The sequence below is a fragment of the Nocardia sp. NPDC005998 genome, from assembly GCF_040614395.1.
Lineage (GTDB): Bacteria > Actinomycetota > Actinomycetes > Mycobacteriales > Mycobacteriaceae > Nocardia.
The window spans coordinates 32,939-46,461 of sequence record NZ_JBEXUI010000021.1; the positions used below are offsets into that span (position 1 = coordinate 32,939).

14 protein-coding genes and 1 pseudogene are annotated in these 13,523 nt (G+C 65.3%); 11 read left to right on the forward strand and 4 right to left on the reverse strand.

The annotated features are described in order from the left end of the window. Window positions 1-32 precede the first annotated feature (32 nt). The 8 genes and pseudogenes from ABZ293_RS25450 to ABZ293_RS25485 all read left to right on the forward strand — a co-directional run bounded on the left by ABZ293_RS25450 (window position 33) and on the right by ABZ293_RS25485 (window position 7,145). Complete coding sequence (locus tag ABZ293_RS25450) at window positions 33-1,973, forward strand: acetoacetate--CoA ligase (protein WP_355184503.1); 1,941 nt, start codon at window positions 33-35, stop codon at window positions 1,971-1,973. Between the two features lie 120 nt (window positions 1,974-2,093). Continuing rightward, entirely contained in the window at window positions 2,094-2,348 is a 255-nt protein-coding gene (locus ABZ293_RS25455) for a type II toxin-antitoxin system prevent-host-death family antitoxin (RefSeq protein ID WP_355184505.1), read from the forward strand. Then, window positions 2,345-2,785 carry a type II toxin-antitoxin system VapC family toxin gene (locus ABZ293_RS25460; RefSeq protein WP_355184507.1) on the forward strand — a complete coding sequence of 147 codons (441 nt, stop codon included), beginning with the start codon at window positions 2,345-2,347 and terminating at the stop codon, window positions 2,783-2,785. The genes ABZ293_RS25455 and ABZ293_RS25460 overlap by 4 nt, the downstream gene beginning before the upstream one ends. 159 nt (window positions 2,786-2,944) lie before the next feature. Continuing rightward, window positions 2,945-4,231, forward strand: a complete 1,287-nt coding sequence (locus tag ABZ293_RS25465) for a TetR family transcriptional regulator (protein WP_355184509.1) — start codon at window positions 2,945-2,947, stop codon at window positions 4,229-4,231. Window positions 4,232-4,408: 177 nt separating this feature from the next. Then, window positions 4,409-5,668: a TetR/AcrR family transcriptional regulator gene (locus tag ABZ293_RS25470; RefSeq protein ID WP_355184511.1), complete on the forward strand. Its 1,260-nt coding sequence runs from the start codon at window positions 4,409-4,411 to the stop codon at window positions 5,666-5,668. A 190-nt stretch (window positions 5,669-5,858) separates the two neighbouring features. Beyond that, window positions 5,859-6,329 carry an ester cyclase gene (locus ABZ293_RS25475; RefSeq protein ID WP_355184513.1) on the forward strand — a complete coding sequence of 157 codons (471 nt, stop codon included), beginning with the start codon at window positions 5,859-5,861 and terminating at the stop codon, window positions 6,327-6,329. A 203-nt stretch (window positions 6,330-6,532) separates the two neighbouring features. After that, a pseudogene (locus tag ABZ293_RS25480) lies at window positions 6,533-6,637 on the forward strand (metal-binding protein); the annotation flags it as partial. A gap of 4 nt (window positions 6,638-6,641) precedes the next feature. After that, window positions 6,642-7,145, forward strand: a complete 504-nt coding sequence (locus ABZ293_RS25485) for a hypothetical protein (RefSeq protein ID WP_355184515.1) — start codon at window positions 6,642-6,644, stop codon at window positions 7,143-7,145. 74 nt (window positions 7,146-7,219) lie between these two features. Here ABZ293_RS25485 and ABZ293_RS25490 read toward each other — a convergent pair whose 3' ends face one another. Beyond that, entirely contained in the window at window positions 7,220-8,344 is a 1,125-nt protein-coding gene (locus ABZ293_RS25490) for a serine hydrolase domain-containing protein (protein WP_355184517.1), read from the reverse strand. Between the two features lie 336 nt (window positions 8,345-8,680). Between ABZ293_RS25490 and ABZ293_RS25495 the strand changes: the two genes are divergently transcribed. Together ABZ293_RS25495 and ABZ293_RS25500 are read left to right on the forward strand one after the other, a co-directional pair. Next, window positions 8,681-9,115: a MarR family transcriptional regulator gene (locus ABZ293_RS25495; RefSeq protein WP_355184519.1), complete on the forward strand. Its 435-nt coding sequence runs from the start codon at window positions 8,681-8,683 to the stop codon at window positions 9,113-9,115. Further along, window positions 9,112-9,594, forward strand: coding sequence for a hypothetical protein (locus ABZ293_RS25500; RefSeq protein WP_355184521.1), 483 nt, complete (start codon window positions 9,112-9,114; stop codon window positions 9,592-9,594). Before ABZ293_RS25495 ends, ABZ293_RS25500 begins: the two co-directional genes overlap by 4 nt. A gap of 286 nt (window positions 9,595-9,880) precedes the next feature. Here the strand turns inward: ABZ293_RS25500 and ABZ293_RS25505 are convergent, their stop codons facing one another. From ABZ293_RS25505 to ABZ293_RS25515, 3 genes are all read right to left on the reverse strand, one after another. After that, entirely contained in the window at window positions 9,881-10,612 is a 732-nt protein-coding gene (locus ABZ293_RS25505; protein WP_355184523.1) for a DUF3558 domain-containing protein, read from the reverse strand. A gap of 539 nt (window positions 10,613-11,151) precedes the next feature. Continuing rightward, the gene (locus ABZ293_RS25510; protein WP_355184525.1) at window positions 11,152-11,571 is read right to left on the reverse strand and encodes an SRPBCC family protein; all 420 of its coding nucleotides are present in this window, start codon (window positions 11,569-11,571) and stop codon (window positions 11,152-11,154) included. A 475-nt stretch (window positions 11,572-12,046) separates the two neighbouring features. Continuing rightward, window positions 12,047-12,910 carry an SRPBCC domain-containing protein gene (locus ABZ293_RS25515; RefSeq protein ID WP_355184527.1) on the reverse strand — a complete coding sequence of 288 codons (864 nt, stop codon included), beginning with the start codon at window positions 12,908-12,910 and terminating at the stop codon, window positions 12,047-12,049. Window positions 12,911-12,970: 60 nt separating this feature from the next. Here ABZ293_RS25515 and ABZ293_RS25520 point away from each other — a divergent pair, with 60 nt between their 5' ends. Next, window positions 12,971-13,447 carry a helix-turn-helix domain-containing protein gene (locus tag ABZ293_RS25520; RefSeq protein WP_355184529.1) on the forward strand — a complete coding sequence of 159 codons (477 nt, stop codon included), beginning with the start codon at window positions 12,971-12,973 and terminating at the stop codon, window positions 13,445-13,447. The last annotated feature ends 76 nt before the right edge of the window (window positions 13,448-13,523 follow it).

Consider the following 13,523-nt stretch of genomic DNA (forward strand, 5'->3'; position numbering starts at 1 on the left):
TTCCGACAGATATTCAGCCAGGAGGTACTGCGGTGCAACCACAATGGGTGCCGACCGAATCCGATATCGCGGAGGCGCGCATCACCGACTTCGCCAGATTCGTCACGGCGCGCACCGGAGTGTCCGCGCCGGATTACCGGACGCTGTGGCAGTGGTCGGTCGATGATCTGCCCGGCTTCTGGGGTGCGCTGTGGGACTACTTCGAGCTCGGCCCGGTCGCGGGCGATGTGCTCGCGAGCGCCGAAATGCCTGGTGCGCAGTGGTTTCCGGGTACCCGGCTGAATTATGTGGATCAGGTCGTTCGGCAGTTCCGCGCCGACCGCCCCGCCATTGTCGCGGTGACCGAGGACGCTCCGGTGCGCGAGGTGTCCTGGAGCGAATTGATCGACAGCACCGCGGCCTTCGCGCGCACGCTGCGCTCGCTCGGTGTGCGCCCGGGTGATCGGGTGGCCGGATATCTGCCGAATATTCCGGAGACGGTGATCGCCTTCCTGGCCACCGCGAGCATCGGCGCGGTGTGGAGCGCCTGCGGCCAGGACTATTTGCCCAAGGCGGCGCTGGACCGGCTCGGCCAGCTCGAACCCACCGTATTGGTCACCGCCGATGGCTACCGCTTCGGCGGCAAGACGCACGATAAGCGCGAGGATATCGCGGCGCTGCGGGCCGGACTCGATACGGTGCAGGCCACCGTGGCGGTCTCCCAACTCGGCCTGCCGGTGCCGGACGCACTGTCCTGGACCGAGGCCACCACCAATACCGAGGCCGCCGTCATCGAGACCGAGACCGTCGATTTCGACCATCCGCTGTGGATCGTATTCTCCTCCGGCACCACCGGACTGCCCAAGGGCATTGTGCACGGCCACGGCGGCGTGCTGCTGGAACACCTCAAAGCCGTTGCGCTGCAGGCCGATATCGGTCCCGATGACACCTTCTTCTGGTACACCAGCCCGAGCTGGATGATGTGGAACTTCCAGATCGCCGGGCTGCTCGTCGGCGCGACCATCGTCTGCTACGACGGCAGCCCCACCTACCCCACCCCGGATGCGCTGTGGCACATCGCATCCCAGGTGTGCGCGACCGTGCTCGGCACGAGTCCGGGCTATGTGCTCGCCTGCATCAAGGCGGGTGCGGTGCCGCGCACGGACCACGATCTGTCCGCGCTGCGGCAGGTCGGCATCACCGGTTCATCGCTGCCGCCCGCATCGGCGGTGTGGTTGGGCGAGAACGTCGGTGACCACGTCCAGGTCGCCTCGATCAGCGGCGGCACCGATGTGGTCTCCGCCTTCATCGGTGGCGCGCGCACGGTGCCGACCTGGCCCGGTGAGCTGTCCGCGCCCTATCTGGGTGTCGCACTGGAGGCATTCGACGCCGACGGCAAGCCGGTGCGCGACGAGGTCGGCGAACTCGTCATCACCAAGCCCATGCCGTCCATGCCGGTGCGCTTCTGGCGCGATGCGGATGGAACTCGTTACCACGACGCGTATTTCGATATGTTCCCCGGCATCTGGCGACACGGCGACTGGATCACCATTACCGATCGCGGCAGTGTCGTGGTGCACGGCCGCTCCGATTCCACCCTCAACCGGCACGGCATCCGCATGGGCAGTGCCGATATCTACCAATCCGTCGAACGGCTCCCGGAAATCACCGAGGCCCTGGTCATCGGTGCCGAACAACCCGACGGCGGCTACTGGATGCCGCTGTTCGTCACCCTCACCCCCGGCACCGATCTCACCGACGACCTGAAGACCCGCATCAACACCACCATCCGCACCGAGGTCTCCCCCCGCCACGTCCCGGACGAAATCATCCTGGCCCCCGGCATCCCACATACCCGCACCGGCAAAAAGCTCGAGGTTCCCATCAAGAAACTCTTCCAGGGCGCCGACCCGGCCCGCGTCGTCGAACGCAGCGCCGTCGACAACCCGGACCTGCTGGACTGGTACGCCGCCGTCCGCCCGCGGTCCGCATAGACATTCGTGGCTACATCTACCGATGAAATGTAGCCGCAGATACTCCCGGTCAGTACAGCAGATCAGGCTCCTTTGTAGCTACAATCTATCTATCGAAATGTAGCCACAAAGGGGCCGGTCATGGATGTTGGGATCAGGGAACTGCGTGACAACCTCAGCCGCCACCTGGCCGAGGTTCGCACTGGGCACACCGTCACCGTTACCGACCATGGGCGACCAATTGCCCGCATCGTTCCCGTCGAGCGTTTAACGAAGCTGGAACAGTTGCGTGACGAAGGACGGGTACATCCTGCGCGGAAGAGGAAGCGACCGGCACCGGAGCCGATCCACGGTACGGGCATCGTCAGCGACCTCATCGATGAGCAGCGCCGTTGATCGGCTACCTGGACACCTCCGCCTTCGTCCCCCTGCTCGTCGCCGAACCGAGCAGCCGCGCCTGCCGTCGATTTTGGGATGATGCCGATGCCGTGGTCTCGAGCAGACTGCTCTATGTCGAGACCGCCGCCGCACTGGCTCAGGCGCACCGACTCTCGCGACTCGACGATCGAGGGTACGCAGCGTGCCGACATCTCCTGGACCAGCTCTGGCAACAGCTCGATGTCGTCGAAGTGGACGAAGCCTCGATATCGCGCGCTGCGGAACTGGCGGATCTCCTCGCGTTGCGTGGATACGACGCCGTCCACTGCGCCTCCGCCGAGCAATTGGAGGACACCGACCTTGTCGTAGCCTCGGGCGACAAGCGTCTACTCGAGGCATGGAAGACGCTGGGGTTGGCCACCTTCGACACCAATGCACCTGAAGATGCCGCCTGAAGGACTGCGATGCGGGATGCCATCCTGACTTTGACGATGGCGCAACACCTGAACTTCGGACCACGGCTCGGCTTCGGCCGCACGGCGGACGCCCCACCTGGGCAAATCAGACCGACCTGGACAGCTCGGTGAACTGAGGTGGTCGTTACGATGTCGGGCATGGGTGTCGACAATCGCCGTACGGCGCGCAAGGTCAGCGGCGACTCGGCACCGCGAGAGATTCGGCGCAGGCCGAAGAATCGGCGGGCCCAGATCGCGGCGGCCTCGGCGGCCGCCTTCGGCGCGCTGGGCTATCACGGCGTGAGCATGGACGATATCGCCTCCGGGCTCGGCATCAGCTCGGCCGCGCTGTACCGGCACTACCCGAGCAAGTACGCGCTGTTCCGGGAGGAATTGCTGCGGGTGGGGCGGGCCATGACGGAATCGGTCGAGCTGCCGCAAGAGGCGGTGGGCCGGGGGATGGCAGCCGACGGAGTCGGCGGGGTGGGTGAACCCTGGTCGCCGGAGCGGCGGCTGCGCCATGTGCTCGACGCGCTCATCGGCGTCACCATCGAGAACCGGCCGACCATCACCCTGGTGCGCTGGGAGGGCCGCTATCTCGAGCCGGAGGATCTCGCGGTCCTCACCGAACAGCAGCTCACCGTCGTCGGCGCGATCGGCACGCAACTGGGTGCGCTGCGACCGGAACTCGCGGAGGACGACCTTCGGGTACTGCGCGCCGCGCTGCTGAGCGTGATCACCAGCATTGCCGATCACCATGCCACCCTGCCCGCGAAATCCCTTGCCCGACTGTTGGATTCGGCCTCCTGGTCACTGGTGCCCGCCAACCTGCCCGCAATCGAGGCGGATGCGGAACTGCCGGTGGCCGCGGAGATTCCGGATTCGTTCAAGCACGAGCTGTTGTTGCGCAAGGCCGTCGAACTCTTCCACGATCGCGGCTATCCGAATGTCAGTGTCGAGGAGATCGCTACTGCCGCAGGACTTTCCGCGGCATCGGCGGTGTACCGGTTCTATCGCGGCAAGAGCGATCTGCTCGCCGCCGCGTTCCGCAGGGCCGCCGACCGGGTCTCCGGCGCGATCGGTCCGGCGGTGGCGGCCGCCCCCGACTCCGAGGCGGCGCTGACCACACTGATCGAGCAGTACGTCGAGGGCTCGTTCACCGAACGGGCACTGACCTTCGTGTATTACACAGAGTTCCAGCATGTTCCGCCCGAGGAGCGCACGGTGCTGCGAAATATCCAGCGGCTCAGCGTCGAAGAGTGGGCGCGGCTGCTGCGCGAGGTCCGACCGGAGCTCTCGCCCGCCGAGGCCCGATTCCTCATTCACGCGGCTTTCGCATTGGTGGTCGATCTCGGACGGACCTTCAGTGCCGAACCGATCGCCTCCCCGGCCCGGGTTCGATTGCTCATGCAACTCGTCCTATTCGGCCGTCCGGCCCGCTCGTAGTCCTTCGATATTCGGCCTCGCCGACCGCAGTTATGTTATCGACTATTCTAATTGTTTTGAGCATAAGATAGCCACGTGAAAACCTAATTACAGGTATCTTTGTGATCTCCCGTTAAATTCAATTTCAGCCCTGGGAAGAGCTGCATAGCAAGCGTCCGATTGGGCTAACATCGCGGAATGGATGCCGAGGACCGTCGCGCAACGGAGGATGCGAGCGCAGATCGCGCCACCCGGTCGCGTGCGGTACGGCGTCGACCGCGCGACCGCAGGGCGCAGATCGCCGCCGCCTCCGCCGAGGCCTTCGGATCATCCGGCTACCACGGCGTGAGCATGGAGGACATCGCCTCGCGCCTCGATATCAGCTCCACCGCGCTCTACCGGCACTACCCGAGCAAGTACGCACTGTTCCGCGAGGAGGCGCTGCGGCTGGCCGCGCTGAGCACCGAGGCCGTACACCTGCCGGAGCGGCTGCGCGACCGGCCCGCCGCCGAACGCCTCGACCACATCCTCGACGCCCTGATCGCGGCCTCCATTGCCAACCGCCGCAGCGCCGCGCTGCTGCGCTGGCAGAACCGCTACCTGGCGGACGCCGACCGCCAGATCCTCATCGATCACCTGAAAGCCACCGATGCGGCGGCCCGCGACCTGCTGGCGCAGATCCGGCCCGAGCTGCCCGCCGGGGATCGGGAGGTGTTCTCCGCCGCCGCGATGAGCGTGATCGGCAGCATCTCCGATCACCAGGTCGCGGTTCCGGTACGCGCGCTGACGGCCCTGCTGCGCTCGGCCTGTGACGCGGTCATCGCATGCGAGCTGCCCGCCCCCGGCGATGCGGCCGAACCCCTTGGGGCGAAAGAAGTTCCGCTCACCTTCAAACATGAGCTGTTATTGGTGCGGGCCGTCGCACTGTTCCATGAGCACGGGTATCCCAATGTGAGCGTGGAGGATATCGCCAATGCGGCGGGCCTGCCCGCCTCCTCGGCGGTGTATCGCTTCTACCGCAGCAAGGGCGATCTGCTCGCGGCGGCGTTTCGCCGTGCGGCGGAACGGGTTTCGGCGGCCATCGGGCCCGCCATCGCGGCATCGGAGCGTCCGGAACAGGCGCTGGGCACCCTCATCGAGTTGTACGTGCAGGGCTCGTTCGCCGAGCGCGAGCTGACCTTCGTCTACTACGCGGAGATCAGCAATGTGCCGCCGGAGGATCGCACCGTGCTGCGCAATATCCAGCGGCTCAATGTCGAGGAGTGGGCCAAGCTGCTCATCGGCGTCCGACCCGAGCTGTCCCCCGCCGAGGCACGGGTGCTCGTCCATGCGGCGCTGGCCCTGGTGGTCGACCTCGGCCAGTGGCTCGGACCCAACAATCCGCTGTGCTCGCAGCAGCGGGTCGCGCACCTGATGCAGGTCATCCTCTTCGGTCGGCCCGCACATCAGGTGTACTGACCTTAGGTTGGTGACGCGGCGAGCGGTGGGTCGACCTTGTCGACCAGCCAGCGCCGTCCATCTGCGCCAGCCGCAGCTGACCCGGCGCCGGTTTGCCCGGAGTGCCCATTCGCGCAACCGATCTCACGTCTGGTCTCGCACCGACGTCTACGGGATGTCACTGCGCCGACAGGCGGACCGGTGGCATCCGATGACAGATAAGGACGAATACATGTCGCTCGAGAAGAACAAGGAGATCGTCGGCCGCTGGTTCACCGAGTTCTGGGGCAATCCGTTCAACCCCGAGATCATCGACGAACTCGCCGCGCCCGACATCCGATTCGAGTACTCGCTGCACCAGCCCATGCGCGGGCGCGACGAGGTGCGCGAATTCGCGACCAAGTTCCGCACCGCCTTCCCGGACCTGAACTTCTGGGGCACTGCGGATCTCATCGCCGAAGATGACTACGTCGTCGGCCAGTGGGAGGGCGGCGGCACCCACACCGGCCCGATCGTGTTCGACGACCTGCCGATCGGCTCGGTCCCCGCGGCGTCCGGCAAGACGATGCGCTTCACCGGCACGTCGGTGCTCAAGGTCCAGAACGGTCTCATTGTCGAGGAACTCGGCCTCGACGACGGCGTCGCCGTCCTGCAGCAACTCGGGATCATCCCGACCGCCTGATACGGCATCCGTACAGCATCGACTGTCAGGGACCGACCCCCACTGGGCCGGTCCCCTGACAGTCGATGACCAAGTCGGCACGCACGGACTGGACATCGGGGGATCGCGCAACTGAAGGAAAGCGGCGGTCGCGGCCCGCAGACCGGCGTTGTGGGGCAACGTGAGCCGCAGCAGGCACACAGTGTCGGCCGGGACATCCACACCGGGTGTTCTTCGCCGACAAAACCACAGCGCTCGCCGCCGGATACCAGCCCTGCGCGGTCTGCTGCCCCGACCGGCACGTTATCTGGAAGAAAGGCACCCGGTGACCACATGCCCGAAACCCCTCTACTGCGCCGCGCACCGCGCACCGATGCCGATACCGAGGTCGAGGTCGAGGTCGAGGTCGACGCGATCATCGCGCTGGCCAGCGCCCGCGGCGCCCGCACCCTGACCCTGGGATCTGGCCGCACCCCGACCGCATTGGCGACGATGGCCGCTGTCGCGACCGGGTGGGAGCGCGGCGGCGGACGCATCGTCGACCACGTCACCTGGCCCGAATCCGCGGCGTCGTGGCTGCGGCAGGCTCGCCGGTTCACCGCGACCACGCCAGATCTGTGGATCATGACCGGGCCACGGTTGGGCTGGGCCCAGATGACCCGCCGCCTTCTGTGGTCGACCACGTGGACCCCCCACGACACGCTCGTCACCGCGGCGATCGCCGATCCCGCGGCCCTCGAGCTGGTCGGAACCGCACACCTGGATGGATTGACCGGCATCGACGGCGACGGGTCGGCCTGGTGCGTCGCCGACGGCCAGCTCCGACTGAGGCGATAACCCGACAGCAGCCGCTTCTACTCCTGCCGAGGCATCCGGCTATCCACAATGGCGCGAAGTTGATGTGATTCTCTTCATCGACAAAGAGCGTCCGACAGCATGGTGGTCTGATCGGGCTGCTGTTCCGGCGGCTTGGTGTAGGCGTAGGTCACCGCTCGGCCGTCCGGTGTGGCGCCGGATATCGTGAGGTAGCCGTAGATGCCGCCGGTGTGTCCGACATACTCTGCGCCGCACGGCAAATGGGTGGAGCCGATGCCGAGTCCGTAGGACATGTCGAGCATTCCCATCGGCACACCGTCGCGCATCTCGCGCAGCTCGGCCGCGGGTACCACCTGCCCGGCCAGTAGCGCTCGAAAGAAGCGATTCAGATCGTCGCCGGTGGAGACCATCCCGCCCGCACCCCACGGTACCGAGGGTTCGATGCGCGACACATCGGTGATCACGCCGTCGATATCGGCGTACCCCTCGGGATGCGGCCCCCGAATATCGAGCTCGCCCGGCCCCGGCAAGTAGGTGTCATCGAGCCGCAACGGCTTCAGGATCCGCCGGTTCAACTCATCGACATATGATGCGCCCGTGACCCGTTCGATGAGCACGTCCGCCACGATGTAGTTGGAATTGCTGTACTCGAACCGCGCACCCGGTGCGAAATCCGCTGGCCTGCTGAGGATTATCGCGATCTCTTCCGCGGGCGTCATGATCCGACCTTCCAGGCCCGCCCGATATTCGTCGATGCGCGGGTCTTCGGCGAACTCCGGCAAACCGCTCTGGTGCCGCAGGATCTGACGCACCGTAATCGCCCGCCCATCGATCCCATCGCCCCGCAACAGCCCCGGCAGATACGTATCCACCGGCTCGTCGAGCCGAACCCTGCCCTCCGCCACCAACTGCAGCACCACCGCACTGGTGAACGTCTTGCTGACACTGCCGATCCGCACCCGCTGCGGCGGTGCCGTCGGAATCGGCGCACGGGTGCCGATATCGGCGACACCACTGGTGAGCGTCACTGTCTTCCCGTTCTCGGTCAGCGTCGCGATCATCCCCGTGACCCCACCCGCCACCTCCCGATCGATATCCCCCTGCACCACCCGAATGCGGTCCTCTGACACGCCCGCCGACGCATCCTTATCCGCATCCTGCGCACACCCCACGAGTAGGGCAACCAAACCAGCAGCAATACCTATCGTCACGACCCGCATACCTCGACGGTAGGGATCCTCCCCAGCCCCACGCATCGGGGTCGGTCCCTGAGACCACACCCGGGGAGGCCCCCTAGTACCACCGGGTGATCGCGTGTTGGCCGGACCCGGATCTAGACGGTCACCGCTCGGCTGGCACCCATGGGCAACCAGCAGAGTGGCTACCCCGACCGTGTTCAGCTATCGCTCCGATCCGAGCTTCGAAGCCGAGCGGCAGTCAAATGGACCGGAGGAGGACGACGTGGACCGATCGGTCACCAGATTGTTCCCGACAAGGGACAGTGACCGCACTGGCAGTCTTGCACTTATTAGTACGAGATCATAATATCCGAAAACGTGAACTCCGAATTCGTATCACCCGATCGGTCGCTGCTGCTGACCCTGCAACGCGCGACCCACGCCACCGTGCATCTGATTGCCGCCGAACTCGTCGACCTCGATCTGACCGCCTCCGAGATCAACGCACTGGCCAACCTCGCCGACGGGCGCGGGCGCACCGTGTCCCAGCTCGGCGCCGCCATCGGCGCCCGCCCCACGACGCTGACCAGCGTGCTGGACCGCCTCGAGCGCCGCGGCCACATCACCCGCAGTACGCACGCGGGCGACCGACGCTCAGTATTGATCGAGCTCACTGATTCCGGGCGTGCGGCGGCCGTCGTGATCGGGCGAGCCCTGGCCGATCTCGAGAACCGAGCGCTCAATGGCCTGCCCGGCGAGGCGATCACCGGGTTCTACGCGGTCCTGGACGCATTGATCAAGGAAGGGGCATGACTACGCACGGCCACAGTCCACACTCCGGCCACGGCGCGAACGAGGAAACCTCGTCGTTCACGGAGCTGATGGGCGAGGTGATGGCTACTGCCGAGCGTTTCGGCCACCGCGAGCACATCCACCTGACCTGGCTGGCGGTACAGCGCTACGGCACTGCTGCCGCGGTGTATCTGGTCAGCGACGGCATCCAGCGCACCGCCCGGTACGCGGGCGCTCCGCAGAAGTACAACGTGACCATCAGCCGGGCTTGGGTCGAGCTCGTCGGTCATCACGCAGAGGAAGCGGACACCGCCGACTTCGACGTCTTCCTCGACCGGAATCCCGCACTGCTGAACAAGAAGCTGCTCACCCGCTTCTATCGACCGACCACGCTGGCAGGCGTCCCGGCCCGGAGCGGCTGGATCGAACCCGACCTCGCCGCGTTTCCCTGGCGACATGCCGGAACGGACGACGCGGCGCACATTTCCGAGTACGAGTGATACCCCGGTGCGGCGCCGCACCGACCTGGGGTCGCCGACCGGTGGAATCGCATATTCAACAGTCACGAATTCTCGGACATCGGTCGGCGGTCCGAGATGCCGCCGACGACACCGGCTCCCCGCACCGCCGGGACAGGAACCGACGACGACGTCCGGTGGATAACCGAATTCGAAACCGGTGGGTGCGAATGCCCGCGCCCCACCGGCATGGCCATCGCCTCAGGTCAACCGGCAGCCGTTGCCGCGCAACGTATTCCAGCCATCATCGATCGTTTCCCGCCAGGGGTCAGCGCGGAGGCAGATACCCGACCAGTGCGCCGCTGATACGACGCGCACCGGCACACGGTTCTTCTGGCGCACCGGGCTTCAGATTCCGCGTGACGAATACGACGGAGCCGCTCGGCACCGCAATGTCGACGTAGCACCCGATGTTGTTCGTGTCCTGGGCCGCACGATACTGGTTGGCGGCCCGGCCGCCGACCTGCACTTGACTGAAATCCCGGTAGCGCCCGGTCTGCTGGAAGTCCTCCACCATTTTCCGGGTCGACACGATCGTCAATTCGGAATTGCCCCCAACCGACTGCCATCGGCAGTTCTTATCGGTACCGGGTCCGGTGGACGCCTCCTTGCTGTCGGCGCGGAATCCCTGCTTGGTGATGTCGGCGTCGGATATCCCGCAGGGGTCCAAGAGCTCACCCCTTGTGCCCTGACCTGCGGTATCCGGGCTCTCGCTATCGGCAGACGTGTTCCCACCCCCGCTGTTCGAGCTCCCGCCCCCGGCGCTCGAGCCCCCACCCCCGGCGTTCGAGCTACCACCTCCGGCGCTCGGGCTCTCACCCCCGGCTGACGTGTTCGCACCGCCGGTGGATGTAGTCGTGGCCGCGGCGGTTGCGGCCGCTGCCTTCGTGTTGCTCGCGGTCGGCTGACTGCTGGTGGAACTGTCGTTGCACCCCGTGAGCAGCATCGCAGCTCCGACCGCCACGACCATGGCACCCATCGACTTCTCTCTACCCAGCATTCGTAAAACCCCTTCACTGCCACCCGTTTTGGGGGATCGACGACCTCCCTCGAGCCTCCTACCCTACTGGCGGCATCGACACCACCTATGCCCCCAAATGATGGGTGTAACAAATGCTTCGCCGACCGCTATCGCCGCAGCGTGTGCCTAAACCCCAGGGCTCGGAAACAGCGCGTACGCGGTGGCCGAAATCTCAGCCATCGCTATTTGTTTCGACAGTATGTTCGACTACCATGGCTGCGACATTCCGCCTCCGTAAGGAGGTGCCGCCGATAGCCTGAACCGAGTGGCTGCCCCATGTGGCGGGTGACGTAACGGTTGGCTGACCCACTTTCGGGTCTACCCATCAAGAGGGCGGAGTCGGCACTCGGATCGCAAGATCATGGGCGCCCTGGCTGGGATGTCTCATCGCGAGATATCGACCGGAGTCGGCGGCGGTGTGAGCGATCGTGCCGCCACCTTCTTCCCATGGTTACGCCCCTTTCCGGCTATTCGGTTCCCCGACCTTTCTGGGCCGGGTTTCGGGCGGATACTGCCCCCTATCCCGATTCGGCGCGCTGCTTCAAGCCATGAGATTCCAACTCGAGGTAGCGACGGGTGAGGCGCGCAGTGGCCCATCCGAACAGCCGTCCGAGCGATCCTGTCTGGTCGATGACGAGGCGGACGGTGACCGAGCCGATCCGGTCGATCAGCTCATGGCCTGCGGTAGTGGTGATACCGGGACTTGTCGCACGCCAGGTAAAGCTTCTGCCTGGGATCAGTTCCGTGACTGTCCAGATGGCCGTGGGCAGCCGAGGCTGGCGGATCTCGGCCCGGCTGCCGACGGTGAACTCGCCGCTGTCCAGGCGTCGCACACTGCGTATGGATTCGGTCCATTCCGGCCAGGTCTCGACATCCGTGAGGATCCGCCAGACCGTTTCGGGGCTCGCATCGATATCGATGGTGATCTCGAAGTGCATGACATACGAGCGTGGCACGAATGCGTACGCTCCGCCCGAAGATGATGAAAACCGAAGTCCCGACCGTGTTAAGGGGTTCTGGACCGTCAGAGACCGCTATTCGTATGGTCGCTATTCATCGGGTTGAGGTTGGGGCGTCGTCTATTTCCCGCCGGGACCGTTCATCGGCATCTGCGCAGTCGTGCATCAGGTCGATCCCGGCCGCTCCAAGCCGCGTCTCAACTTCAGTGAAGGCGTTGCCCATTGCCTCCAACAGACGGATTCTTCTTCATCGCTCACCACAACGACGCGGCAATGGGTGGCATGAAGGTCGACCCCTCGTTCCGGTGAAACCCGCACGGCACCACCATCAAAGCGACCTTCGCCACCATCGAGCCGCAGCGCTCCATGGGCCGCGCGCGGGCCACGACGCCACGCTTGCTGGAGGCTGCCGCCGCATCCCCGATCCCGGCGGCAGCCTGACGGTGCGCCCGCGCTACTTGAATTGGATTATCTGGAGGTAGTTCCCGTCGGGGTCCACGAAGGTCCCGAAGCGGCCGGAGGGGCGATCCTCACCGGGAGCGAGCCAGTCCACGCCGGCCGCTTGCAGCCGCGCCTCGATGGCGTCGAAGTCCTCGACATGGAAGTTGAGGATCATCCGGCCCGGCTCGTTGTTCTTCGTCCCAAGGTCGTCGCGCTGGTCGATGACCAGTAGGAAGCCGCCGAGATCGATCGGTCCTTCGCCGGTGTATTCCGGTGCGAGCGTGCTGCGGTACCAGTCCCGCAGTTCCGCGGGCCGGGTGCTGCCGAGCAGGATGCTGCCCGGTTTCAGTGTGACGGCCTGAGGTGCGCGCTCGGCGCGCAGCACGGAGGCGGCATCCTGATGGACCGGGGCGTTGCCACCCTCCTTCGGGTTGGGTTGTCCCACACCGGTATTGATCAGATTCCGCAGACTGCCGCCGATATAACCACCCCATGCGTTGGAGCACACGTCGTAGCACTCGTACTGCGGAACCAGACCCACATGGGTGAAGCGAACCTCGGCACCAACATCGTTTTCGGAGATTTCGAAGACGATCTCGGTGCCCTTCCATTCGGCCTGGTCTTCGATGAAGTTGAAGTAGTTGTCCAGCACGAGCCAAGCAACCTTGCGGCCGGGCACCAGCTCCGTGACGCGGATCGTGCAGCGATGCACATCCTGGTAGCGGTGGACGAACTCGCCGCCGACCTGATCGGTGACGCCCTCGGCATCCTCCGACCACCAACCGCGGACATTGACAATGGCCTCGAAGGCTTCCTGGGGAGTTCGATCCACCGAGAAAGCGGTGGTGAAGTTCTGCTTCACATCTACTTGCATCATGCAAGTGAGCATAACCACAGCAACTTTCATGACGCAAGTGGGATCGGTAGACTGGTTCGCATGCTCGGGAAGACCTACGACTCGCAGGTGTGCTCGATCGCGCGCGCACTGGAAGTGATCGGCGAACGTTGGAGCTTGCTCATCATTCGCGACGCCGTGTTCGGGGGTTCGACCCGTTACAACGACTTCCAGCGCAGCCTGGGCGTGGCGACCAACATTCTCAAGACCCGCCTCAATGGTTTCGTGGAGGCCGGAATCATGGTGCGCCACAAGTATTCCGAGCAGCCCGACCTGTACGAGTACCTGCTGACCGACAAGGGGCGCGCGCTCGCACCCGCACTGGTCGCGCTCACCGAATGGGGCGACGAATGGGCGACCGACGGCGAGCCCCCGATCCTCTACACCCACTCGGTATGCGGCGCGGGAATCACCCAGCAAACGGTGTGCGCCCACTGCGGTCGCGTGCACGACCCCAACGAAATCCAGGCCAAGATCGGCCCCGGGATGCCCCCCGAACGCATACCGCAGAAATCTTGACATTCAGGCTGCGCTACGGCCCGCAACGCAATTCGGCCGAACGGGAGTCGGCGGTGTCGAAGATCGGACAATTATC